Source organism: Nocardia sp. BMG111209 (genome assembly GCF_000381925.1).
GTDB lineage: Bacteria > Actinomycetota > Actinomycetes > Mycobacteriales > Mycobacteriaceae > Nocardia.
Genome location: NZ_KB907307.1, coordinates 589828 through 611806 on the forward strand (window position 1 = coordinate 589828; position 21979 = coordinate 611806).

25 protein-coding genes and 1 pseudogene are annotated in these 21979 nt (G+C 69.3%); 6 read left to right on the plus strand and 20 right to left on the minus strand.

Annotated elements, in window-relative coordinates; genetic code table 11:
• Positions 1–17: 17 nt before the first annotated feature.
• The 10 genes from G361_RS0102450 to G361_RS0102495 form a co-directional block, all read right to left on the minus strand.
• Positions 18–1766 carry a glycoside hydrolase family 15 protein gene (locus tag G361_RS0102450; protein ID WP_019925462.1) on the minus strand — a complete coding sequence of 583 codons (1749 nt, stop codon included), beginning with the start codon at positions 1764–1766 and terminating at the stop codon, positions 18–20.
• Entirely contained in the window at positions 1763–2056 is a 294-nt protein-coding gene (locus tag G361_RS50685; RefSeq protein ID WP_019925463.1) for a hypothetical protein, read from the minus strand. The genes G361_RS0102450 and G361_RS50685 overlap by 4 nt, the downstream gene beginning before the upstream one ends.
• Positions 2057–2094: 38 nt before the next feature.
• Positions 2095–2442, minus strand: a complete 348-nt coding sequence (locus tag G361_RS49015; RefSeq protein WP_019925464.1) for a hypothetical protein — start codon at positions 2440–2442, stop codon at positions 2095–2097.
• Positions 2443–3167: 725 nt separating this feature from the next.
• Positions 3168–3521: a hypothetical protein gene (locus G361_RS0102470; protein WP_019925466.1), complete on the minus strand. Its 354-nt coding sequence runs from the start codon at positions 3519–3521 to the stop codon at positions 3168–3170.
• 13 nt (positions 3522–3534) lie between these two features.
• Entirely contained in the window at positions 3535–5031 is a 1497-nt protein-coding gene (locus G361_RS0102475) for a molybdopterin-dependent oxidoreductase (RefSeq protein WP_019925467.1), read from the minus strand.
• Positions 5032–5172: 141 nt separating this feature from the next.
• Positions 5173–5568 (minus strand): CBS domain-containing protein, encoded by a 396-nt coding sequence (locus tag G361_RS0102480; RefSeq protein WP_019925468.1) that lies wholly within the window; start codon positions 5566–5568, stop codon positions 5173–5175.
• A gap of 319 nt (positions 5569–5887) precedes the next feature.
• Positions 5888–6322: a hypothetical protein gene (locus G361_RS49020; RefSeq protein WP_196814395.1), complete on the minus strand. Its 435-nt coding sequence runs from the start codon at positions 6320–6322 to the stop codon at positions 5888–5890.
• A 13-nt stretch (positions 6323–6335) separates the two neighbouring features.
• Positions 6336–8801: a molybdopterin oxidoreductase family protein gene (locus G361_RS0102485; RefSeq protein ID WP_019925469.1), complete on the minus strand. Its 2466-nt coding sequence runs from the start codon at positions 8799–8801 to the stop codon at positions 6336–6338.
• Between the two features lie 197 nt (positions 8802–8998).
• Positions 8999–10063: an NAD-dependent epimerase/dehydratase family protein gene (locus tag G361_RS0102490; protein WP_036494059.1), complete on the minus strand. Its 1065-nt coding sequence runs from the start codon at positions 10061–10063 to the stop codon at positions 8999–9001.
• 79 nt (positions 10064–10142) lie between these two features.
• Positions 10143–10691: a hemerythrin domain-containing protein gene (locus G361_RS0102495; protein ID WP_019925471.1), complete on the minus strand. Its 549-nt coding sequence runs from the start codon at positions 10689–10691 to the stop codon at positions 10143–10145.
• Positions 10692–10862: 171 nt separating this feature from the next.
• Here G361_RS0102495 and G361_RS0102500 point away from each other — a divergent pair, with 171 nt between their 5' ends.
• The 4 genes and pseudogenes from G361_RS0102500 (at position 10863) to G361_RS0102515 (ending at position 13621) form a co-directional block, all read left to right on the plus strand.
• Positions 10863–11942: a hypothetical protein gene (locus G361_RS0102500; protein WP_019925472.1), complete on the plus strand. Its 1080-nt coding sequence runs from the start codon at positions 10863–10865 to the stop codon at positions 11940–11942.
• Positions 11939–12226: pseudogene (locus G361_RS0102505) on the plus strand (glycosyltransferase family 4 protein); the annotation flags it as partial. The gene G361_RS0102500 and the pseudogene G361_RS0102505, both read left to right, overlap by 4 nt.
• Before the next feature lie 154 nt (positions 12227–12380).
• Positions 12381–12809 (plus strand): glycosyltransferase, encoded by a 429-nt coding sequence (locus tag G361_RS41985; RefSeq protein ID WP_019925474.1) that lies wholly within the window; start codon positions 12381–12383, stop codon positions 12807–12809.
• Entirely contained in the window at positions 12806–13621 is an 816-nt protein-coding gene (locus G361_RS0102515; protein WP_019925475.1) for a glycosyltransferase family 2 protein, read from the plus strand. The genes G361_RS41985 and G361_RS0102515 overlap by 4 nt, the downstream gene beginning before the upstream one ends.
• A 38-nt stretch (positions 13622–13659) precedes the next feature.
• Here the strand turns inward: G361_RS0102515 and G361_RS0102520 are convergent, their stop codons facing one another.
• The 3 genes from G361_RS0102520 to G361_RS50110 all read right to left on the minus strand — a co-directional run bounded on the left by G361_RS0102520 (position 13660) and on the right by G361_RS50110 (position 16269).
• Positions 13660–14319, minus strand: a complete 660-nt coding sequence (locus G361_RS0102520) for a methyltransferase (RefSeq protein ID WP_019925476.1) — start codon at positions 14317–14319, stop codon at positions 13660–13662.
• 357 nt (positions 14320–14676) lie between these two features.
• The gene (locus G361_RS41990; RefSeq protein ID WP_155981257.1) at positions 14677–15798 is read right to left on the minus strand and encodes an ANTAR domain-containing protein; all 1122 of its coding nucleotides are present in this window, start codon (positions 15796–15798) and stop codon (positions 14677–14679) included.
• A 294-nt stretch (positions 15799–16092) separates the two neighbouring features.
• Positions 16093–16269: a hypothetical protein gene (locus G361_RS50110; RefSeq protein ID WP_019925478.1), complete on the minus strand. Its 177-nt coding sequence runs from the start codon at positions 16267–16269 to the stop codon at positions 16093–16095.
• Between the two features lie 126 nt (positions 16270–16395).
• Between G361_RS50110 and G361_RS0102535 the strand changes: the two genes are divergently transcribed.
• Positions 16396–17289: an SDR family oxidoreductase gene (locus G361_RS0102535; protein WP_019925479.1), complete on the plus strand. Its 894-nt coding sequence runs from the start codon at positions 16396–16398 to the stop codon at positions 17287–17289.
• Between the two features lie 47 nt (positions 17290–17336).
• Here G361_RS0102535 and G361_RS41995 read toward each other — a convergent pair whose 3' ends face one another.
• From G361_RS41995 to G361_RS0102555, 4 genes are all read right to left on the minus strand, one after another.
• The gene (locus G361_RS41995) at positions 17337–17504 is read right to left on the minus strand and encodes a hypothetical protein (RefSeq protein ID WP_155981258.1); all 168 of its coding nucleotides are present in this window, start codon (positions 17502–17504) and stop codon (positions 17337–17339) included.
• A 177-nt stretch (positions 17505–17681) separates the two neighbouring features.
• Positions 17682–18038 carry a MerR family transcriptional regulator gene (locus tag G361_RS0102545; protein WP_019925481.1) on the minus strand — a complete coding sequence of 119 codons (357 nt, stop codon included), beginning with the start codon at positions 18036–18038 and terminating at the stop codon, positions 17682–17684.
• 608 nt (positions 18039–18646) lie between these two features.
• Complete coding sequence (locus G361_RS0102550) at positions 18647–19261, minus strand: flavodoxin family protein (protein ID WP_081635271.1); 615 nt, start codon at positions 19259–19261, stop codon at positions 18647–18649.
• A gap of 33 nt (positions 19262–19294) precedes the next feature.
• Positions 19295–19519 (minus strand): DUF6480 family protein, encoded by a 225-nt coding sequence (locus G361_RS0102555; protein ID WP_036494395.1) that lies wholly within the window; start codon positions 19517–19519, stop codon positions 19295–19297.
• 109 nt (positions 19520–19628) lie between these two features.
• Between G361_RS0102555 and G361_RS50115 the strand changes: the two genes are divergently transcribed.
• The gene (locus tag G361_RS50115; protein WP_019925484.1) at positions 19629–19766 is read left to right on the plus strand and encodes a hypothetical protein; all 138 of its coding nucleotides are present in this window, start codon (positions 19629–19631) and stop codon (positions 19764–19766) included.
• Between the two features lie 55 nt (positions 19767–19821).
• Here G361_RS50115 and G361_RS0102565 read toward each other — a convergent pair whose 3' ends face one another.
• From G361_RS0102565 to G361_RS50120, 3 genes are read right to left on the minus strand one after another with little or no spacing between them, the layout of a single operon-like run.
• The gene (locus G361_RS0102565; RefSeq protein ID WP_019925485.1) at positions 19822–20151 is read right to left on the minus strand and encodes a hypothetical protein; all 330 of its coding nucleotides are present in this window, start codon (positions 20149–20151) and stop codon (positions 19822–19824) included.
• Between the two features lie 43 nt (positions 20152–20194).
• The gene (locus G361_RS0102570) at positions 20195–21541 is read right to left on the minus strand and encodes a cytochrome P450 (protein ID WP_019925486.1); all 1347 of its coding nucleotides are present in this window, start codon (positions 21539–21541) and stop codon (positions 20195–20197) included.
• Positions 21538–21930 (minus strand): hypothetical protein, encoded by a 393-nt coding sequence (locus G361_RS50120; RefSeq protein WP_196814396.1) that lies wholly within the window; start codon positions 21928–21930, stop codon positions 21538–21540. Before G361_RS50120 ends, G361_RS0102570 begins: the two co-directional genes overlap by 4 nt.
• Between the last annotated feature and the right edge of the window lie 49 nt (positions 21931–21979).

Consider the following 21979-nt stretch of genomic DNA (forward strand, 5'->3'; position numbering starts at 1 on the left):
CTTGTCATGGTCATCGTTCAGCCGTCGGCGGACAGCAGCACCGACGATTCGAGCAGCAGCGCGTGGACGAAGGCCTGGGGCAGATTGCCGCGCAACTGCCGCTGTTCGACGTCGAATTCCTCGGCGAACAGGCCCGGTGTCCCGCAGGCGGCCCGGTTGCGCTCGAAGAACCGGGCGGCGGTCACCGGCAGGCCGAGCTGTGCGGCGGCCATGGCCATCGCGAACCCGCAGAGCAGGAACGCGCCCTCCGCCTTCGGCAGCGGGGTGTCGCCGTGCCGGAAGCGGTACACGTAGTGGTCGTCGCACAGCTGGGCCCGGATCTCCTCGAAGGTGGCGAGGCAGCGCGGATCCTCGATCGGCATCGCGCCGCGCACGATCGGCAGCAGCAGCGCGCTGTCGGCACCGGGCAGGCCGGGCCCGCGCTGCCAGAAACCGCGCGGATGGGTGCCGTCGCGGTTTACGTCGGCCAGCAGCGTGCCGGCCAGGGCCGTGCAGGCGCCGGCGTCGACGCCGGTGGCCGGGCATTCGGCGGCGGCGCGCAGGCCCGCGATACAGCTCAGCCGGGAATGCGTCCAGAACCGGTTCTCGAGCTCCCAGATGCCGGCGTCGGGCCGGTCGTGGTACCGCCCGATCGCGGCGGCCGCGATCCGGGCCGCCCGGCGATGGTCCGGGGACAGCCGGTCGTACCGGCCGGCCACCGCGAACAGCAACAGCGCCTCACCGAAGATGTCGAGCTGGAACTGTTCCGAGACCCGGTTGCCGATCATGGGCCGGGCGCCCGGATAGCCGGGCAGGTCGAGCGTCCGGGTGGGCGGCACCGGCGCCCCGGCCGTCGTATAGGCCGGGGCCAGGCCGGGCCCATCGGCCAGCAGGCGTTCGGTGACGAAGGCGACCGCGTCGTCCAGCAACGGGTATGGGCCGAGTGCCGCCACCGATTGCCCGGCGATGCACTGGTCCCGGATCCACACGTAGCGGTAGTCGTAGTTCTCGCCCTGATCGGCTCGTTCGGGCAGGCTGGTGGTCGCCGCCGCGACCATCCCGCCGCCCTCGGACGTCATGCCGCGCAGCACCGCGTAGGCGTGCCCAGCATCCCGCGGCGCGATCGAGTTGCCGAGATCGGGCTGCTGCGCCAGCCACACCGATTCGGTTGCCGCCCAAGTGTGTTCGACATCGACCGGCTCGTCGGGCAGTGGGCGGTCTGACATTTCGAGGACCAGGTCGTGACTTTGCCCGGCGCGCAACCGGATTCGAGCAGTCCAGCCGCCGTCTCCGTCGACCGTGGCGTCGGGTGCGCCGGTCCACCGCAGCCGCCACGGCCCCACCCGAGCGCGCCACACCCCAGCGGCATCGCGGTGCGGCTCGCGGACCGGGTCGGCGCCGAAATCCGCCACCGGCCGCAGCAGCACGTCGACCTCGGCGTCCTCGCGCACCGCCACGATCCGGCGCAGCAGCACCGCGCGGTGGGGATCGCCCGGGTAGGCCAGGGCCTCCCGGCACTCGATCAGCGCCGAGCCCGCCACCCACCGGGACCGCCAGATCAGCGTGCCCTCCTCGTAGGAGCCGCCCCAGACGAAGGTCCGCGCCGGGACCACCGCGTAGGTGGAGGGTGCGCCGAGCAGGCCGGCGAAGACGGCGTCGCCGTCCCATCCCGGCAGGCACATCCAGGCGATGTCCCCTCGCGGCCCGACCAGCGCGCCACGCCGGCCGTCGGCCAGAAATGCGTAGCCGCGCAAGATATGTGGCGATCGGGCCGCAGCGGCGATCAATGCCCCTGCCGGTCGGGTTCGGACACCCGGGTGCGACGGCCCTCGATCACCAGCCAGGTCAGCCCGGCGACGAGACACACCGCGCAGATGATCCCGGCGACGACCGACCAGCCCGCGAAACCGTACCCGGCGGCGGTCAACGCCGCACCCAGCGCAACCACACCGAGAAAGCACAGGACCAGCGCTGGAATGTTCTTGTTGTCCTCGAGCCCCTGACCGGCATGGCTGCGGGTGCGCTCGGTCCGGCGGGACCGGTAGGAGCCCGGAATCCGGGCGAAGGGTCGCGTCATGATCGATGTCCTTCCGTGTTCCGTACTCGGCGGTGTGCTCACACCGACTTTTCCTGCCATATCCCCTGGCCCGCTGCCCGTGCCCCGCTCCGGCCATGCGCGGGGCGATCGTGGTGCTCGTCTTCGTAGTTGTGGGCTGTCGTGGTGATCTGGATGATCGTCTCCTGATCAACAGCGACGGAAACAAGTCCGGCCCCAGCGCCCGCAGCAGCACTCGTACGAGCCGTCCCGTCCCCGATGCTCAACTGTTTGCGCAGGGTGTCGCGCTCGCGGTCGAAGATCGCCGGTGGCGGGCCGACCAGCAGGTTGGCCGCCGCGGACGCCCCGGCGTGCGGATGCGGTCGGGTCGGCGCTACTTTTTCCGCGAATTCGATGCGCTCGGCCATGAGCGCCTGCTGCCTGTCGCGCCGCGGGCTACCTGGTCCAGCAGGTCTTTTACCTGTCGGTGCTGTTGCAGCAACAAGTCGATCACATCGGTATCAGCGCTGATGGCCATCGAATACCTTTCTCGGGATCGGGCCATGAAGTGTTCTCGAGCCGACTACCCGCGCTCTGCTGAGCCAATCGGGCGGCGACAGTCATCATCGCGTGCCCTCGTCGCGGGCAGGGTCACCCCGAAAACCCTGGTGCTCCAGGGTACTCGGAGCGCGTCCGCAGGCCGCGAGCTCCGGTCCGGGATCGAGTCGTGACCACGGTCTGCGATCATGACGCTCGACAGCGATACGCGCTGCGCAAACCGATCTCGCAGCCCCTGATCGTGACGGCACGCCGCCACCCGGCCCGTTGCACACGCCGGGCCCGATGTATGCGACGGTGCCGGGGCGGAATATGAATGTCACGCACCGGCGCAGGCCTGGTCGACACCGCCTGGGGTCGCGGCGGTGATCTGTTCGATACCGCGCGCGACCGCGACGCGGAGCTCTGACGAGTCGGCCCGCCAGCGAGGCGCCAACTATCCGATGCGGCCCGGCACCGGTCTGGTCCGGGCGACCACCGCCACGTCCGCAACACCCACCACGATGGGGTGGACCGGCCGGTGGTCTGCGACGACAGCGACGGACCCTGATCACCTCCCGCAAACCGGCGGATCCGCCGGACTTCGTCGACGCCATCACCCGGGAGCTCGCCGTCTGGCGTCGTGCCGGTCCGGCAGCCAGGGCGGTGTCAGGCGCCGGGCCCGGACCCGGTCGTCGGACGCCGGCCAGTCCGCCGCCAGCCGGGCGAACTGCAGGCGCAGCCGGTCCAGGATCGGCCCGCGATCGGTGTGGCGGACGAGTTCGGCGGCGAGGGCGACCAGTTCGCGCTCGATCGGTGTCGGCAGTCCGCCGAGGAGGCCGCGGCCGGACTGGGCCCGGTATTGCTCGCCGGGCCCAGCGCCGGGCCCGCGGCCGCTCAGGACCCGGGCGCGCACGTGCGCGACAGCGAGCTGGGTGGGGTCGGTGGCCTGCTCGATGAATCCGGTCATGGTCGCCTCCTGCTCAGATGCCGGGTGTGTTGCCGTAGAACAATTGGTCCTCGCGATATCCGCCCTGGCCCAGGCCGATCGCCGCGATATCGTCGACGAATTCGACGGCCTCGATCCACTTGACCATCTTGTAGCCGAGCTGATTCTCCAGGCGCAGCCGCAGCGGGGCTCCGTGCTCGATGGGCAGCGGGGCGCCGTTCATCTCCAGTGCCAGCAGGGCCTGGGGCGCGCGGGCGATCGCCAGCGGAACCGCCTCATAGAAGTATCCGTAGCGGCCGCGGCCCTCGGTCAGGGCCTTGTCATCCATGGCGTAGAAGACGATGTGGGTGACGCCGGCGGCGGGCCGCACCCGGTCGATCAGGGCGGCGAGCGGCACCCCACCCCATTCGGCGATACCGTTCCAGCCCTGGATGCAGTTGTGATTGGTGATCTGCCGGGTGAAACCCAGTGCGGCCAATTCGGGCAGGGTCAGGGTCAGCGGATCGGCGACCAGCCCGCCGACGGCCAGCCGATAGTCGCGGAATCCTGCGGCGGCCAGTTCGCGGTAGCCGACGTCGACCGGCGGATGACCGTTGATCCGGTGATATTCGGAGATGTCGCGGCGCCGATAGCGCTGCCGGGAATCGGCGAGCCGCGACAGGACGTATTCGAATCGGTGCACCACGATGCCGAGTAATTGCTGCGTGCGGCGTGGCCGTATCCGGGAGAATACGGTCGCCGCGATGTGCACGAGCACGATCACGACCAGTACGAGGCTGCCGGTGACGGTGGCCGCGACCGGGCCGGCGTCGGCCGAACCGAGGAAGATCTTGCCGAATTCGCCGGGAATCCCGTGCACGGCCACCATGGACACGTGAACGGCCAGGAATGCGCAGAAGGCGCACATGCCGAGGAAATGCACGCTGCGCGCGGCCTGCTTCCCGCCGAACAACCGGCCGTAGCGCGGGAATCGGGCCAGCACCGCCGGTGACATTCCGGCGCCGGAGGCGATCTGCAGCGGTGCGAGCAGGAAGACGACCGCGAAATAGGTGAGTTTCTGGGCGGCGTCGAACGGCTGGCCCGGCAGTGGCGGCGCGAGCCGGAATTGCAGATACGTCCCGACGTCGCGCACCGCCTGCGGCACGATCGCCCAGTGGTCCGGAACCAGATAGTGCCAATATCCGGTGGCGAACACCATCGTGATGTAGACCAGGCCGGTCAGGACCCAGAACTGCACGGTCAGGAAATGCCAGTGCCGGCCCATGCCGAGGTGGCCGCGGCCCGGCAGCGCGACGATCGGATGCCAGGCCTCCTCCTCGTCCAGCGACACCCAGGTCCGCCGGGAATCTGCCCCGTAGTTCTTGCGGGACAATCGCAGCCATTCCCGGCCCGGCGGGCAGCCGTCGCTCCAGTAGAGCTTCGGAAACGAGGACAGCACCTCGATTCCGGACCGGATCAGCAGCGTGACGAACAGGATGTTCAGCGCGTGGGTCACGACCACGAACGCGGGGAACTGCGCAACCGGATCCATACGGGACTCCTGGGAACGGGTTCGATCGCCGGATCGGTCGTCGGGTACCCGCCGCATTTCCTTCACATGTGCTGTGATCACCCACGGCCGGGCCTCGTGATCGTTATGAGGCGAGCGGGCGAGTGCGGCATGGTACCGGCATCAAGGGTTGCCGGGTGCAGTGCTGACATCGGCGAGCACGGAGCCGGAGTCCTTGGTCACTGCGGCGTCGCCGAGTGACAGCACCCCCACCGGTCGGCCGCCGTCGACGACCGGAATGCGGCGGACGGCGTGGTCGCGCATGCGCTTGATCGCCGTGTTCGCGTCCTCGTCGGGGGCCGCGGTGATCAGTTCTCCGCTGCACACGTCCCGCAGGGAGCAATCGGACAAATCGGTGCGCTCCGCGAGGGCGCGGACGACGAGATCGCGGTCGGTGACGATGCCCTGTAGCTGGTCGTTGTCGACAATGAGCACGGCGCCGATGTCTTTCTCGCGCATGGCCTGCGCCGCTTGACGCACCGAGGTGCCCGGTGCCATTGCTACCGGGTCGGAGGTCATGAGATCACGCACATACTGAGCCATCGAAGTCCTCCTCATGTGTGTGTAAGTGGGAAAGCGATCAGAGGCGCGGTTACCCGTACTGGGGCCGGCCAGTCATCCCGATCGCGGTTGCCGTCGGCCGGAATCGCAGGGTGGCCTCGGCCCGGGGTCGGGAGCTGCCGGGCGGACGGTCGGAGGGGCCGCATCAGTGACCGTCGCCATCGCGGAACGGTCGTCGCAGGACATTTCCGGGACGCGGAACCACACGAGAGTAGGTGCTGTCGGTCGGCATCGGCCTCCGTTGCCGGAACAGACCTCGTCCGCGAACCGCACCGCACTACCGCGGTGCTGAAAACACCGGCGGTGCCGGTGTCGATGTTCGCTCATCGGGGGGTGTGGACCGGGTCGAAGACGGTGAGAGCGGCGGTTCGCCGTAGTTCTTCGAGGGTGTCGCCTTGACGGCGAGCGCGGTGCTCGAGTTCGTCGAGCATGTCCGGCTGTAGCCGCGGCTCGTGAGCAGCGAGCGCGCGCAGCAACCCCCGGACACTTGGTCCTGTAGGTCACGCAGGGTGGCGTGTATGGGGCTGCCGCGGTGGTTGCTCGTGAGTCGGCGTGCGAGTTCGATACCGGCGGGGGCTCCGGTGTAGTGGTCGGAGAGGTAGATGGTCAAGGCCTTTCCCCCGGTTGCGGGTGCGGCCGGCCGGGCCGCCCTGGTGCGGCCACGGTCGATGATGTCGCCGATACGTCGCTCGATCTTGGCGAGGTAACTCATGTCACGTTCCTAATCATTTGCCACGGCGTCGGGGACGGTGCGCGGCACGATCGGGCCCGCCGGTCGGCTGCTGGGCCGGGCGCGCCTCGGCGGTCGGTGCGCCGGCCGGGCGCCCGGCTGCCGCGGGGATGGGGTTGTCCACCCGGCGAATTCGGGCGGCCGCGGTTTTGAACAGTGGTTGTTTGGACACCGGGTCGACGTCGGTTCGGGTCAATTCGTTGGCGGCGCGAGTATGCGGGCCGTCGTGTTCGGCGGTGTCCCAGTAGCCGTAGTGGAAGGGGACGAACACGACCCCGGGCCGGATCGCGGTGATGCGGGCGCTGGCGCGCAAAACTCCTCGGGGCGTGCGGATTTCGACGGTGTCACCGTCGGTGATGCCTGCGGTTTGGGCGTCGTCGGCCGACAGTTCGGCCCAGACGTCGGGGGCGGCGGTGTCCAGTTGCGGGGTACGGCCGGTTTTGGTGCGGGTGTGGAAGTGGTAGATCGTGCGGCCGGTGATCAGCGCGAGCGGATAGTCCGCTGTGGGTGGTTCCGGTGGGCGCAGGTAGGGGGCGGCCTTGATCATGGCCCGGCCGTCAGGGTTGGTGGCGCGATAGTGCTGTTCGTCGTGAGCGGCGCCGGTCACCAGGTCCTTGCCGTAGCTTTCGCACATATCCGGCAAGGCGAAGAAGTGCCCGTCGGTGTAGAGCCGCTCGTGGTCCTCGTCGAGATGTCCGGCGGGACGTGGCCATTGGATGCCGCCGTCCCGTAGTTGCGGGTAGTCGATGCCGGTGTAGTCGCAGGGACGGCCGGCGCTGCATCGCTGCCAGGCGGCGAACGCGCTGTGCGCATCGTCCCAGGGCGGCAACGGATTGCCGTCGCGGTCGCGCAGGTTCATGCGGCGAGCGAAGTCCAGGAAGATCCGCAGGTCGGATCGGGCCTGGCCGGGAGGGCGGACCGCCTGCTGGGACAAGTGGACGGTGCGGTCGGCGTTGGTGAAGGTTCCGGTCTTCTCGCCCCACGCCGCCGCGGGCAGCACGACGTCGGCGAACGCCGTTGTCTCGGTGCGGTATATGTCCTGCACGACGAGGAAGAGGTTGTGGCGGTCGAGAATTCGCCGGACTCGCGCCAATTCCGGTAGTGACACGGCGGGGTTGGTCGCCGAGATCCACAGCATCCGGATCGTGCCGGTCTCGGCGAGTCGCATGATCTGCATCGCATCCGTCGGTGGCCCGTCGTGGGCGAGGGTCTCGGGTTCGACGTTCCACAGTCGCGCCAGTTCGGTGACGTGATTCTTGTTGGCCCAGTTGCGAAATCCCGGCAGGTCGCCGTTCGCGCCGCATTCGCGGGTGTTCTGCGCGGTCGGCTGGCCGTTCATCTGCAGGACGCCACATCCGGGGCGGCCGAGCATGCCGCGCACCAGGTGAATGTTGTTGACCTGCACTGCCGCCGCGGTCGCCTGGTGGGATTGATAGAAGCCCTGGAGCACGGTGGAAACGAGCCGCCGCGAGGTGCCGAGCAGACGCGCGGCCCGAGCGATGTCCTCGACGTCGAGACCGCACACGGCGGCGCCTCGTTCGGGGGGCCAGGGCGCCACGGTCGTTGCCAGTTCGTCGAATCCGATGGTGTGCGCGGCGATGTAGTCGCGGTCGATCCACCCGCATTCGAGGATTTCGTGGAGCAGGGTGTTCATCAGCGCCATGTTCGTGCCGGGGATGGGCGCGAGATGGACCGTGGCATGGCGGGCGACGGCGGTAGGGCGTGGGTCGACGCACAGCAGCGCCGGGGGCTGTGGCCCGGCGAGCCGGTCCAGGATTCTGGCCCACAGCACGCTCTGGGTCTCCGCCACGTTGTGGCCGTACAGGGCGATGACGTCGGCGTGGTCGATGTCGGTGTACGAGCCCGGTTGCCCGTCGCAGCCGAACGACTGTTTCAGGCTCTCCGCGGCGGTGGCGGTGCACAGCCGGGTATTGCCGTCGAGGTGATTGGTGCCGATACCGGCGCGGGCGAGGACCGCGAGGGTGTAGTACTCCTCCAGGAACAACTGCCCGCTGGTGTAGAAGGCGATCGCCTCGGGTCCGGCGGTGTCGAGCAACTCGGTGGTGCGGGTGGCGATCCGGTCCAGCGCGGTGTCCCAGTCACAGGGCACGAGCCGTCCGTCGACGCGCTGCAACGGCGTGGTCAGCCGGTCCGGCGACGCAGTCGCCTGCCATCCGAACAAATCCTTCGGGTCGAGGCGGCCACGGTTGATCCGGTCACCGGCGCGGCCGCGGACGCCCACGATCCGATCATCTGTGACCGCGATGTCGAAGGCGTCACCGTTGGAATGCAGTACCGACGCCGATGGCACCCATCGCTGCACCATCTCCTCGGTCATCCCGTCGGCCAACTGCATATCCACCCGCGCCGGCCATGCTTCCCCCGGACCGTACGGGGTGCGTTGTCCCCACGGTTGCTCGATACGGTGCCAGCCGGTCCGGGCTGTGATCGGTGCTCGCATTGTGTTGCTCCTCCAGACGGCGTCCGGTCGGTCCGCGCCGGTCCGCGAGCCGGCGCTCGGCACCCGACATGACGCGTCGGCAGGCTCTTCGACGACCAGCCATCACTGCGGCCCGGTCATCTTCGATCCCGGTGCGGAACGCCGTCGTGCGGTCGGGCGGCCCACTGTCGCGAAAAGTGATCGAGGCTGCCATGTGGTCAGTGGTCTGTCGGATCGTGACCCCCCGTGCCGGAAGCGAACTCGTGCACGCGCAGCGGACCGCCGGCGTCCGCGCGCAATGGTGGAGTGTCGCCACCGGTGCCGGTGCGCAGCCCGGTGAGCATGTCGCCGAGAGCATCAGTGGCGCTGAATCGGGGGGTCCAGCCGAGGTCGTTGCGAGCCCGCGCGGTGCTCATGACGGGCAGGTGCATCATGGCGTCGAACAATTCCGGCGGCGCAGGCGCCAGGTGCAGGCGCCAGGCAAGGGCCAGTGTGGTGCGCACGGCGGCAGGGGGGACCGTGATCGGACGGGCACCGAGCAGATCACCGAGCTCGGCCCCGGTGATGAGCGGATCCGCGGCCAGATTGAACGCACCGTGGGCACCCGAAGCCAGCGCGGACGCATAGGCGCGGCCGACGTCCTCGGCATGGACAGCCTGGAAACGCAGTCCGGCCGGGATCGGCAGCAGTGGCGGAATGCGGCGGCGCACCAGGCGATCCGGTAGCAGCGGGCCGGCGAACAGCCGCCGCTGCTGGGCGGCGGAGGCCCACTGGAACACGAATGCCGGTCGCAGCCGTACGATTCGCCGGCCAGGATGGTCGCGTTCGTGGATATCGAGCAGCCGCTCCACATACGCTTTCTCCCGCGTATAGGCGGCGGCGGGCCAGCCGTCGGTCGGCCAGCTCTCGTCCACCGGCCGGTCGTCGCCGGCCGGCGAGTAGGCGCCGACCGAGGAGGCACAGACCAGCACCGGGACCTGCGCGGCGGCAACTGCGGCCAGGACCCTGGATGTCCCGATCACGTTGGTGTCCCATGTCACCCTCGGCCGGTGTGTGGGCTGGAACAACCACCCCAGATGCATGACGGCGTCGGCGCCGGTGAAGTGGCGGCGTAGGTCGTCGTGGCGCACATCAGCGGCCACCCAGTGAACATCACCGGCGACAATGCCGGGTTCGGGCCGGCGCCGGGCCAGGCCGACCACGGTCGTGCCGGGCAGTGCCGACAGTTCGGCGACCACTCGGCGGCCGATGTTGCCCGTTGCTCCCACTACCACGACGCGCATGTCCGGCGACCTCCGTCTCATCGGGCCGGATCCCCGGCGCCGGCGGCCGAACGAGCCGCCGGCGGCGGGGTGCCGGATATCAGGGATGCCGCAGGGCGTCACGGATTCGGTCGAACACCGCCAGCGGCGGGCCGGCCAGCATGTTCGCGGCTGCCGATTCCCCGGCGTGCGGATGCGGGCGCGTCGGCGCGAGCTTCTCGGCACGTTCGACCCGTTCGGCCATCGCGTGCAGGTCCGTGGGTGAGTTCGCGGCACGCAATGCCGGGAACTCGTCGTTCTCCTCGTGCTCGGCGTGTTCACGCACCGCGTTCGCGAACGCCGCGAACTTCCGGTCGAAATCGGCGTGGTCGACACCCAGATCGTGCAGGTCGGTGAGGACGTGTTTGGCCTCGTTCTCCTCGGCCAGCCGCGCGTCCACGACCTCGTCACCGGCGGCGGTCTTGCGAGCGGCGGGATGAACGAACTGTTCCTCGGCGCTCTCGTGGATCGCCAGCAGCCGGACCAGATCCTGGAAATGCTCCTGCTTGGACTGCCCGCGCGCTGCGGGGATCTGGTCGAGCAGGTCCTCGACCTGGCGGTGCTGCCGCAGCAGCAGATCGACCACATCGGTGTCGGCACTGATGGTCATCGCGTTTCCTCTCGGAATCGAAACGGGCTGTCACGGTCGCGGCTACCCCCGCCCGGTTCGATTACTCGCGGCCCGCAGGATCCGTGTCGGTGCCGCGACCCGGCCGTGCCGAAACCCGAGCGTCGCGGCGACGGGCGCGAATGACGTCCGGCGGCTGGGTAGACGCCGGACATGATCTCCACAGGCTCGGCGACCATCCGGGTGGCCTCCGTTCCCGCCTCCCATGTGTATGTCCGGCATCTGTCCGCACCCGGCAGGCACGACGGCGTGACCAGGTTGCCCGACCCGGTGCCCGCCGATCGGCAGAAGGTACCCGGTGGCTGGTGGCCGCCACTGATGCTGGACCCGGGGTGGATCCGCCGAAACCATGCCAGCTTCGACGTCTTCCACGTGCATTTCGGGTTCGACGCTTACGCACCGGCGTTGCTGGCCGACATCGTCGGCGAACTGCGCGACCACCGGAAACCGTTGGTGTACACCGTGCACGACCTGCGCAATCCACATCACCCCGATCCTGCCGCACACCGCGCGCAACTGGATGTCCTGCTGCCCGCGGCCGACGAGGTGATCACTCTCACCGGCGGCGCCGCGGCGCTGATCACCGAGCGCTGGGGGCGCGCCCCGCATGTGCTGCCCCACCCACACGTCGTGCGCCCCAGCCTGATTCGCGCTGCGCGGCCGGCGCGCACGGAGACCGTGATCGGAGTGCACGTGAAGAGCCTGCGTGCCAACATGGATCCACTGCCGATCATCGACACGCTGGCCCGGCTGGTCCCGGAGCTACCGGACGCGGCCGTGCGCATCGACGTCCACGACGAACTGCTCGACCCCGGAAACCATTGGTACAACCCGGAAATGGTGACACAGTTGCGTGCCCGCGCGGAACTTGCCGGGGTGCGGCTGCACATCCATCCCTACTTCAGCAGCGACCAGCTCTGGCGATACCTGTCGGCATTGACGGTGTCGGTACTGCCGTACCGGTTCGGCACCCATTCGGGCTGGCTGGAGGCGTGTCACGATCTCGGCACCGCGGTGCTGGCCCCCAGTTGCGGCTTCTACCGGGAACAACGGCCGTGCACGGTCTTCGGGTTCGACGACGACGGGCTCGATGCCGAGTCGCTGGTGGCGGCGGTGCGCCGGCTGCCCGCCGAATCGGACATACCGCGCGCGAGCTGGCCCGGCCGCCGCGCCGAGCGGATCGATCTGGCTGCGGCGCACCACCGGATCTACGAACGGGCCTTGGACCGATGAGCGGCGGTTTACGGATCGCGCTGATCGCGTCCAACAGCTATCCGATCGCGCAGCCGTTTGCCGGTGGCCTCGAGGCGCACGTGTGGCTGCTGGCCAGGACCCTGTGCGATCGCGGGCATCGGGTGACACTGTTTGCCGCCCCGGGCTCGGATCCCGGCAGCGGCGCCGGCACCCTCGCGATCCGCGATCTGCCACTCAGTTCTGCTGCTGCGCAAGATATTTCGATGCCGGCACCGCAGTTCCTGGTCGACCACCATGCCTATCTGGGACTGATGCTGGATCTCCGACGCCATCATCGCCGCCTGGCCGGGTGAACTCTATCGGCCCGACTGGCTAGAGATCCATCGCCGCAAGACCCGCTACGTCGGCGGAATCAGCCGCTACCCAGCGCTGGTTCCAGTCGAAAATCATGGCAGTGGAACAGAATCCACGATACTCGTGCTGGCCGGCGGCGGTGGATGCGAATTCACCGCGGCCATGGTCCGCGACTGCGCCGGCCACTGCGCACAGTTCCGATGGCGCACCCTCGGCCTGGACCGCTGGGTCGCCGATCCGTGGCCGTGGCTGTGCGAAGCCGACCTGGTCGTGGCCCACGCCGGACAGGGCGCGGTGGCCGATATCGCCGCCGCCGGCACGCCCGCGATCCTGATCCCGGCCGCTCGCCCCTTCGGGGAACAACACGCCACCGCCCGCGCCGTTGCCGCGGCCGGACCGGCCGTGACGACCCCCCGCTGGCCCGCGACCGACCGCTGGCCCGGCCTCATCGAACAAGCCCTGGCACTCGACGGCAGGCAGTGGACCCGCTGGCAGGTCCGCGGCGCCCCCGAACGGGCCGCCGCCGTCATCGCCGCCGTCGCGGGCCGATGAAGATCGCCGTTGTCACCGTTGCCGCCGGGCGCACCCACCATTTGCGCAACCAACTCGACACCGTGGCGCGCAGCACCCGCATTCCCGACGCGCACATCGTCGTCGCGATGGGCGACCGCGAGGTTGCCGCTACGGTGGGGCATCGGGCGACGACGGTCTTCCTGCCCGCCGCGCCGCCGCTGCCCTTGGCCGCCGCCCGTAACCGCGGGGCACGAACCGCGCTCGACACCGGCGCCGACCTGCTGATCTTCCTCGACGTCGACTGCCTACCCGACCCGAACATGATCGACCGGTATCAGCGAGCCGCCGCAGTGGTCGGTGATACGGCCGCACTGCTGTGTGGCCCGGTCACCTATCTGCGGCCCCCGCCCGCTACCGGCTACGACCTCGAGGCTCTGGACCGTAGTCGCGACCCACACCCCGCGCGGCCGTCGCCACCGGACCACGCACTGTGTGACGGCACCGATTTCGATCTGTTCTGGTCGCTGTCGTTCGCGGTCACCACCGAAACCTGGTGCGCGATCCGCGGTTTCGATCCCGGCTATCGCGGATACGGTGCCGAGGACACCGATTTCGCATATCGCGCCGCGGCGGTGGGAGCACGGCTGGTCTGGGTCGGTGGCGCGCATGCCTACCACCAATATCACCCCGTATCGGACCCGCCGATCGAACACCTGCCCGACATCCTCGTCAATGCCCGGCTGTTCCATCGCCGCTGGGGTGTGTGGCCGATGCGCGGCTGGCTGCACGGCTTCGCCGCCGCCGGGCTGATCGAGTACGTGGGCGGCGAAACCGGCTGGGCAGCACAGTGATCGGGTACGGCTGGATCGACCCGGCGGGTAGCACGCCGTCATCGCACTCGTCGATGTCGGGCACGGATCACGACCAACTCCTCATCCCGTTGTCCGGGCATGATCAGCTCCGCCGCCTCCAGCCATGCGAGCCGGGACCGCAACACGGGACCGAAAGCGACGGTCCCGCGAGCGGTGATCTCCGCGTTCAGACCCCCGGTGTCGAGTATCTCGATCGTCCGCACCGGATCCGACAACACCGACTGCACGATCAATCCGGTGCCCGATTCGCGCAACAATTGCGGCAGCAGCGCGCACAACGGATCGAGCACCGCCCGGCCGGATGGCCCACCCGCCCAGGCCCGGGCGCTGCGAGCCGCACCATCGGCGGCCGGCGCCGGCACATACGGCGGATTGGCGAGCACCAGATCGTAGCGATCGCGCGGCCGGACATGCCGTATGTCGCCGTGCAACAGTTCGACGCGGCCCGGCCACCGCAGGCTGTTGAGCCACACCGACAGCAACGCGCGCCGGGAGATGTCCATCGCTGTCACCCGCTGCGCCCCGAACCGCAGGGCCGCGACGGTCAACGCACCGCTACCGGTACCGACATCCAGAACTTGCCCACCCGCCGGTACCACAGCCGCCTCGGCAGCCTGCATCAACAACGCGGTATCGAACTGCGGCCGATAGACGCCGGGAGCACGGAACAACATCATGATCGGCGGCTACCCGGTGCGGCAGCATTCATCACGGCAGCGGCTCGCGCTCGCCGCCGGCATGAACGACCCGGACCCCGCTGACCCGAGGCTGTGCACTCTGCGTATCGCCGCACGACCGGACCGCAACCCGAGGAGCAACGACCACGCCGGATCCGGCAGGCACCGGCCACCCGCAACCGGACACCAAAGCGGCAGACACGGCGCCACCGGCCCGGAAACGGTGAACCTCGCCGTAAGCCTTTGCCATGCACCGTCTTCCGCTGCCCGAGGCCGCCGACACGCACCAGGTGTTGCAGTGCGAGTCCGACGACACGGTGCAGATTGTGCAGAACCCTGTCCTGTCCGCCGATCGGGTTATCCCACGTCTGCTGTCGCCGGTGTGTCCAGGCCGTCCGGATTGGTGGCGAGGGTGCGGGCGAGGTCGGCCAGCTTCATGTTCAAATCCTGGGAGGTGCGGCGCAGCAGATCGAAAGCCTCGTCGGCAGAGATGTGCTGCCGTGCCATCAGAATTCCCTTCGCCTGGCCGATCACGTCCCGCGTTTCCACAGCACGCTGCCACTGCGCCACCCGCCGGGCGGCGTCGTCCGCGGCGGTCGCGGACGTCACAGCCAACGCTGCCAGGGCAGCCAGCATCATGGCCTGGTTCCGGGCCCGGTCATCGAAGCCGTGCGGTCGGCAGGAGTAGATATTCAACGATCCGATCGTGGCACCGGGATCCGCCGCGGGCAGGCGCGTCGACAACACCGCTGTGATACCCCGCTCGATCGCGGCGCTGGTGAATCCCGGCCATGCGGTGTCATCGGTGAGGTTGTAGGCGGTGACACCGGTGCCGTCCCTGGTGCCGGGGTCCGGGCATGGACCTTGCTCGATGTCGTGTTGGACGCGGTCCAGGGTGCGGGCGGTGGCGTCGGTCGCCGCCGCGGTGAGGCAGAGCCCGGCGGCGTCGCGGACAGTGACACTGACGGTGTCCGCACCCGGCACCGTCGCCCGGACGGTCTGGACGAGGCGCTGCAGCACCTCACCAGCGGCTGCGCGGGCCACGTCGGGATCGGCGAGCGAGATCGTGTCGGTAATCGCGCTGATCAGGGACGCCACCGCCACCGCATCCGACCCGACGGTCACCGGCCCCGGCGGCGCGCTGATACCCGCAACGGCAGGTATCGCGTCAGCGTCGAGGAGCGGCAGGAACGCGGGGAGCGCAGTAGCTGCGAGCGCGGCCGCGGTGCCGGACGCCGCCAGAAGACAGCAGCGCATACCGTGGCTGTCGAGGGTCCGCGCGTAGTCGATCAGCGTGCGGACGCCGCCGGCGGTGAGTATCTGCACCTGGCGCAGGTCGAACACCACCAGCCCGGCGGCCGGCATCACGGACACCGCGTAGCGCAGTACCCGGGTGTCGGCGCTGCCGCCGACCAACGAACCCGACAGCCGCACGAACAACGCCCGGCTGGTCGCGTGGGGGACAGCTTTCAACGCCACCGGCACCTCCTGCCCGAACAACCGAACCTGTCCCGGCCGGCGGCATGCTGCACCGGCCCGGGCCGACACCGGGCCGCCAGTGCCACAGTCGAGCTGCGGAAACCCCTCGCGGCGGCCATCGGCGGGGAACGACACTACCGGCCAGCCAGCGTGATCTGCCCACGCCACGCGCGCGGCGCACCCCGATCGGCGCACTCGGTCTCGCGTCGACACGAGTCTGGGCACTGTCACGCTGTGACGTTGACGGTCGATTCGGCCCGTTGAGGCGACCGGACCGCTGCCGCGTGGGTGCGCTCAATCGGTATTCGCGATATTGCGCACCGCGCGGCAGGCGGGCGAGATGCACGGAATTGCGTCTCGCTGGTCGGTGGCGCTGGGGATGGGCAGTCGGCTCTCGTCGCCGCGGCTCGCGAACAGCTCGAGCGCGGCCTGTTGCAGCCGCTCCGCGGTCCCGGGTTCCCAGCACGCCATGCCGACGATTTCCAGGTGATGACAGCGACTGACTTCGCGTGTAGGTTGATGTCTGTCACTGACGTCAGTCGCAGACATCAACCGTATACCGACCACGCCCGCCGGGCGTCGAAGGAGAATCACGTCATGCGCGTTTTCGTCACCGGAGCCTCCGGCTGGATCGGCTCCGCCATCGTCGACGAACTGCTCGCCGCCGGTCACGAGGTCACCGGCCTGGCCAGGTCGGACGCCTCGGCCGCAGCCCTGGCGGCCAAGGGCGCCCTGGTCCGCCGCGGCGACCTGGACGATCCGGCCGGCATCCGCGCCGGCGCCGAGGCCGCCGACGCCGTCTTCCACCTCGCCAACAAACACGACTGGTCCGACCCGATCGGCACGGCCGCCGCCGAACGCACGGCGGTACAGACCATCGCCGACGCCCTCGCCGGATCGGGCCGGCCGTTCCTGCTGGCGTCGGGCATCGCCGGACTCACCCAGGGCCGCCCCGCCACCGAGGCCGACCCGAACCCGTCCCACGGGCCGGATGCACCACGGGGCGGCACCGAGAATCTCGCGCTGGAATACGTCGACCGCGGCGTGCACACGGTCAGCCTGCGCTTCGCACCGACCGTGCACGGCATGGGCGACCACGGTTTCATCTCGGTCATCGCGAATATCGCCCGGCAGCACGGCGTTTCGGGATATCCGGCCGACGGCGCCAATCGCTGGGCGGCGGTGCACCGCACCGATGCCGCCCGCATGGCGGTGCTCGGACTGGCCAAGGCACCGGCCGGATCCCGCCTGCACGCCATCGCCGAGGAGGGCGTGACCACCAAGGAGATCGCCGCGGCGATCGGCCGCGCTCTCGACCTGCCCGTCGCCGCCATTGCCCCCGACGATGTCGCCCGTCACTTCGGCTGGATGGGTCGATTCTTCGCTGCCGACGGCGCCGCGAGCAGCACTACCACCCGGGAACTGCTCGGCTGGACCCCCACCGGCCCGACCCTGCTCGAGGACATCGCCACGGGCGCGTACCCGGCGTGAAGCCCGGCCGTACGCGCCGGAGGCCTGTGGCATCGAAGATTGCGGCCTCAGGCGGGAAATTTGCGGTCGAGGATGCCGCCGTGCAGCGTCCGGCCGCCGTACAAGCCGAGGGCGGCGGTCCGGGTCGCCGCGCGGCCGAGTTTCTCTGTACGCGAACCTTTTTCGCAGTGGAACACCTCGTCGTCGTCGGCGTGTTCCTGGATCTGCCCGGTCACCTCCGTGGTTCCACACTGATCGGCCGCCGGACAGCGGTCACCGACCGCGAGTGGCACGAGCCGGTCCGCCGCCTGCGTTCAGGAGATCCGGGTGTCCCCGACCGGTGTGAGCCCGGCATCGGTCGTGTTGTGGTCCGTCAGTGCCCTGGCCATTGCCCTGGTGGTGATTCGGTGGTTCTAGTGGGGGTCGGTGTGCTGGTCGAGGGTGTGTTGGAGGTCGGTGTTGAGGGCTTGTGCTTCGGCGAGTTGGTCTTCGAGGATGACGATGCGGCAGGCGGCGTCGAGGGGGTTGCCGGCGTCGACGAGTTCGCGTACGCGTGCGGCGAGGCGGAGTTGGTAGCGGGAGTAGCGGCGGTGTCCGCCGGCGGAGCGTTGCGGGGTGAGTAGTTCGGCGGCGTCGAGGCCGCGCAGGAACGCGGGTGTGACACCGAGGATTTCCGCGGCGCGTCCCATGCTGTAGGCGGGGTAGGTGTCGTCGTCGAGTTTGTCGCCGGCGCTGCGGTCGCCGGTGGGTTCGGTGTTCGGTTGCGGCACAGCACCTCTCGGTGGTCAACGCCCGCAGGCCCCGGCGCATGTGCGCCGGGGCCCGGGATGTACGGAAGAGGGGGGATCAACTGTCAATTCTGTTCACCGGCCCGTGCGGGCCGGTCTCCTACACCGCACCCGGCACTTCCCGGGAATGCGGAACCGTTGCATGACTACTCAGTGAGCACCACCTCCTGGATTGCCGGGGTCCTGCCTTGTGTTGTTCTCTCGGTGATACTGTTCCCGCCCCGCCTCCAGCGGGCCGGCCGATTGCGCCGGGTTCCCGTCACCGCCGGAGGGGGCGGTCGAACTGTGTTTCCGGGCAGTTCACCTGCCCGGCCTCTGGACTCTTCTCTTCGAACGACAGTGACTGTATACCGACCATCACGGAATGTCTACACCCGCCACGACAGATTTTCGTGTACCGCGGCCCGCCACGCACTACCGACCCGGACCGCTGACCCCCGCACCGATGCAAGCCAGCGGGGACAGCGTCGGGAACCCGTTCATTCGACGGTCCCGGCAGATGCGGCGCGGAAAGACAACAACGAAGTCGCCTGTTCCAGCGCCGACGCATTCGGTATGCGCCGAACCCGGAACCCGGAACAGGGCATCGACTATGCGTATTCGGGATATTGCGCGCCTTGTAGCCATCGGGCCAGGTGCACGCTGTTTCGGACCAGCGCCTGTCCTGCGGTTTTCGTCGGGCCGGGCGTTTCGTCGAGATCCTGATAGTCGACGGTCTGCATCGCCTCGCCGTTCCAATAGGTGGAGCCTTGGGCCGGGATGGTGAACCCGATATCGTTGAGCCCCTGGAACACGTCGGCGATCACCTTGTGCGCGCCGTCCTCGTTGCCGACCACCGCAACGGCCGCTACCTTGCCCAGCATGCTGGGCCGGCCCTGATCATCGGTCTGCGACAGTTCGGCGTCCAGCCGTTCCAGTACCCGCTGCGCCAGCGAGGACATGTGTCCCAGCCAGACCGGTGTGGACAACACCAGGATGTCGGCGGACCGGACCTTTTCCCGGATCTGTGGCCACTCGTCGCCGTCGCCCTCGTCGATCCGTACGCCCGGCCGCACTTCATGGTCGGCGATCCGGATCAGCTCGCCGGTGACGCCGTGGGCGGCGAATTCGTCGAGCAACTGGCGTGCGATCAGCACACTGCTCGACTTCGCCGGGGAACTTTTGAGCGTGCACACCAGTGCGACCACTGTCAGAGACTCGGCCACCGTGATTGCTCCTTCCGCCGAAATCGTCGTCGGCTAGCTGACGATCATCCAGATCAACCCGGCCGCGACGGCCACGAACACCACGACCAGTACCACCACGGCGGCGATTGCCGCGACTCCGGTAGGCGGGAAATGCCGCCGGGTGCGAGGTTCGGGCGCGGACAATCCCGAGGTCTGCGCGGTGTCCGGTGGCGTACTGCCGGGCCGGACGCCACCACCAGGTTCGAGATCGGGCACGCGATGTGGATCGGGATCCATCGACACGGTGCTCACCTCCGGTTGGGTCACTCGTTCCTGCCGTGCTACCCGGCGGTGGCGGTGTCAATCTGGCGAAGATGGGACACCGGGATGTGGGTAACCGCCGGGCATGGAACTACTGCTGGTGCTGATCGTGATCCCGGTCGCCGTCGCCACAGTGGTCCTCCGGCGGCGGCGATCGGGACATCGCAGCGGGCCCGGATTCATCGTCGGCAACGAGGGGCAACGCACCGTCGATGACATCTGACCCGGCCCGGACTGGGTGCCATCCGCATCCGTCAGCCGCGTCGTCGTGCCTCGCGTCAGCGTCCGAGCGCGCGGGCCAGTTCGCCCTTGGTCATCTTCGATCGGCCCTCGATGTTGCGCTGACGCGCCTCGTTGTAGAGCTGATCGCGGGTCGGCCCCTTGGCCCGGTCGGTGCCCGAGCGCTGGCCACCGCGCCGCTGCGGCGACATGTCCTGTGTCGAGGTGCGGCTGGCGGACTTCGATTCGCCGCTCTGGGCGCGATTCTTGTTCACCGTCCGGGCCGCGATCTCCTTCGCGCGGCGGGTGCTCGCCCCGCGATCCTCCGCGGAATCCTTGATGTGCTCGTACTGACGCTCACGCTTGTCGCTCCATTGCTGCTGGGGCATGTCGTCCTCCGTTCGGCCGGAACTGCTTGGGTACGAGGGTTTCTCAGACCGCCCGCAGCGATGCGGGAGTCGTGGTGAAGCCGAGCCGGTAATGGTCCAGCGTCGGCGGCAGGGGTTCGTCCGCCGAGGTGCGCAGCGGCACGTCCAGACGGAAGTCGACGTTGTCGAGCAGGTTGGCCAGCAGCGTGCTGGTCACCAGCAACACCACGTTGCGGCCGGGGCAGGCGGCGGGACCGGCGCTGAAGGGCACCAGTTGCGGATACTGCTCGGCGCGGCCGTCGAGCCAGATGTCCGGGACGAATTCGTGCGCGAACGGCAGCATATCCGGGTCGCGATGGAAGGCGGGTGCGGAGATCAGGACCGCCGCACCCGCTCGGGTGTGTACCGGCCTGCGGTCCTCGTTCCATTCGGTGTCCTCGGTGAGGTCACGCAGCAGGACCGGTGTGGTCGGCCACAGCCGCAGGGATTCCAGTACACAAGCGCGCAGGTAGAGCCGCGGGTCCGGGCGCTGCGGCGCGGCGGCGTCGGCACGGGCCCGCGCCTGCTGCTCCGGATGGGTGGCCAGCAGGGCCAGCGTGCGCGCCAGCGCGATCCCGGCGGCGTCGAACGCGAACAGCCAGTGCGGGATCTGACCGATGGGATCGGTTGCGGGGCTTGCGGGCTGGGCGGCCAGCGCACCCAGCAGCGAGGCAGGCTCCGGCGACAGCGCGTAGCAGTACAGCCGTTCGATGAACCGGTCGCGCAATCGCCGATGCTGCGGCAGCAGCAGTGACCAGTTCGCCGCGGAACGCAGTCTCCACAGCTCGTCGGTGAGGTCCTCGTCGTCGCGTGCGGCGGGGCCCAGCACGAGCCGGCGGACCAGCCGCCACCAATCGGTGATCAGGCGACCGGCGTCCAGCCGCCCGTGCGCCAGGGCGGCGTCGATCAGATCGGTCGACTCATCGCCGATGATGGCGGTGAACGGCGCCGCAAGGCGGTGCATCGGTTCGCCGGTGTTCAGCGCGCCCTCGTTGAGGACCCGTCGGATGTCGCGGGCCCAGCCCTGCGACAGCAGGACACCGTGCGGCTGGAACTGCCGCAGCGCCGCCCGCTTCTCCCGGTTGGCGGGATGGAACGGGTCCGGCGCGCCGTCGAGGACCCGCGCCACGTCCCCCGGGTCGGTGACGATCACGATCCGGCGGCCGGGAAAGGCCAATTCGACCGGGCCGGCGCCGAATTCGCGGCGCAACCGGTGCATCCGGGCCACCGACCGGTGGTCGGCACGGAACCGGTCGAGCAGGCGCATCGCGACCCGCCGGCGGGCGATGACGCCCGAAGCGACGGGGGCGAAACCGAGATCCACCAGGGTCGTCAGCGCCTGCGGGCCGGTGAGCCGGTCGGTGTCGCTCATGACTCGTCCGGTCCTTCCGGGCCGTCCGCGGAGATCCTCAGTTCCTCGCGGTAGCGGCGGGCGCCGTCAACCGCGGCAGTAGCGGGGGCACTGCCGACATCGAGGGTCTCCTCGGCGAGCCGGTCGCCGAGCGGCCGCGGATGTGCCTGCTCGTACGGGGTGGTGCCGTAGCGGTCGACACCGACGGGGTGTTCCGGCGGATCCATGGCCTGTTCCAGTGGATCGGCGCCGAGGCTGTCCTCATCGAGATTCTCGCCGCTGCTGATCGCGGCCGGGTCGGTCTCCACCGCGTCCGGGGAACCGGTGTCCTGTGGCGGGTCCCCGGTACCTTCCGAATCCGGCATCATCACTCCTTCCAACTCGAGATGGTGTTCATCGATACGCGGCATGCCTGGACCACTCGCTGCGCACCCCGCTCACCACCCGGTTGCGTCTTTC

Bases quoted from the DNA above. Each gene is read 5' to 3' on its own strand.
- G361_RS50685 (WP_019925463.1), bottom strand. From the start codon at position 2,056: ATGACGCGACCCTTCGCCCGGATTCCGGGCTCCTACCGGTCCCGCCGG.
- G361_RS49015 (WP_019925464.1), bottom strand. From the start codon at position 2,442: ATGGCCGAGCGCATCGAATTCGCGGAAAAAGTAGCGCCGACCCGACCG.
- G361_RS0102470 (WP_019925466.1), bottom strand. From the start codon at position 3,521: ATGACCGGATTCATCGAGCAGGCCACCGACCCCACCCAGCTCGCTGTC.
- G361_RS0102475 (WP_019925467.1), bottom strand. From the start codon at position 5,031: ATGGATCCGGTTGCGCAGTTCCCCGCGTTCGTGGTCGTGACCCACGCG.
- G361_RS0102480 (WP_019925468.1), bottom strand. From the start codon at position 5,568: ATGACCTCCGACCCGGTAGCAATGGCACCGGGCACCTCGGTGCGTCAA.
- G361_RS49020 (WP_196814395.1), bottom strand. From the start codon at position 6,322: ATGAGTTACCTCGCCAAGATCGAGCGACGTATCGGCGACATCATCGAC.
- G361_RS0102485 (WP_019925469.1), bottom strand. From the start codon at position 8,801: ATGCGAGCACCGATCACAGCCCGGACCGGCTGGCACCGTATCGAGCAA.
- G361_RS0102490 (WP_036494059.1), bottom strand. From the start codon at position 10,063: ATGCGCGTCGTGGTAGTGGGAGCAACGGGCAACATCGGCCGCCGAGTG.
- G361_RS0102495 (WP_019925471.1), bottom strand. From the start codon at position 10,691: ATGACCATCAGTGCCGACACCGATGTGGTCGATCTGCTGCTGCGGCAG.
- G361_RS0102500 (WP_019925472.1), top strand. From the start codon at position 10,863: ATGATCTCCACAGGCTCGGCGACCATCCGGGTGGCCTCCGTTCCCGCC.
- G361_RS0102515 (WP_019925475.1), top strand. From the start codon at position 12,806: ATGAAGATCGCCGTTGTCACCGTTGCCGCCGGGCGCACCCACCATTTG.
- G361_RS0102520 (WP_019925476.1), bottom strand. From the start codon at position 14,319: ATGATGTTGTTCCGTGCTCCCGGCGTCTATCGGCCGCAGTTCGATACC.
- G361_RS50110 (WP_019925478.1), bottom strand. From the start codon at position 16,269: ATGGCGTGCTGGGAACCCGGGACCGCGGAGCGGCTGCAACAGGCCGCG.
- G361_RS0102535 (WP_019925479.1), top strand. From the start codon at position 16,396: ATGCGCGTTTTCGTCACCGGAGCCTCCGGCTGGATCGGCTCCGCCATC.
- G361_RS0102555 (WP_036494395.1), bottom strand. From the start codon at position 19,519: ATGGATCCCGATCCACATCGCGTGCCCGATCTCGAACCTGGTGGTGGC.
- G361_RS50115 (WP_019925484.1), top strand. From the start codon at position 19,629: ATGGAACTACTGCTGGTGCTGATCGTGATCCCGGTCGCCGTCGCCACA.
- G361_RS0102565 (WP_019925485.1), bottom strand. From the start codon at position 20,151: ATGCCCCAGCAGCAATGGAGCGACAAGCGTGAGCGTCAGTACGAGCAC.
- G361_RS0102570 (WP_019925486.1), bottom strand. From the start codon at position 21,541: ATGAGCGACACCGACCGGCTCACCGGCCCGCAGGCGCTGACGACCCTG.
- G361_RS50120 (WP_196814396.1), bottom strand. From the start codon at position 21,930: ATGCCGCGTATCGATGAACACCATCTCGAGTTGGAAGGAGTGATGATG.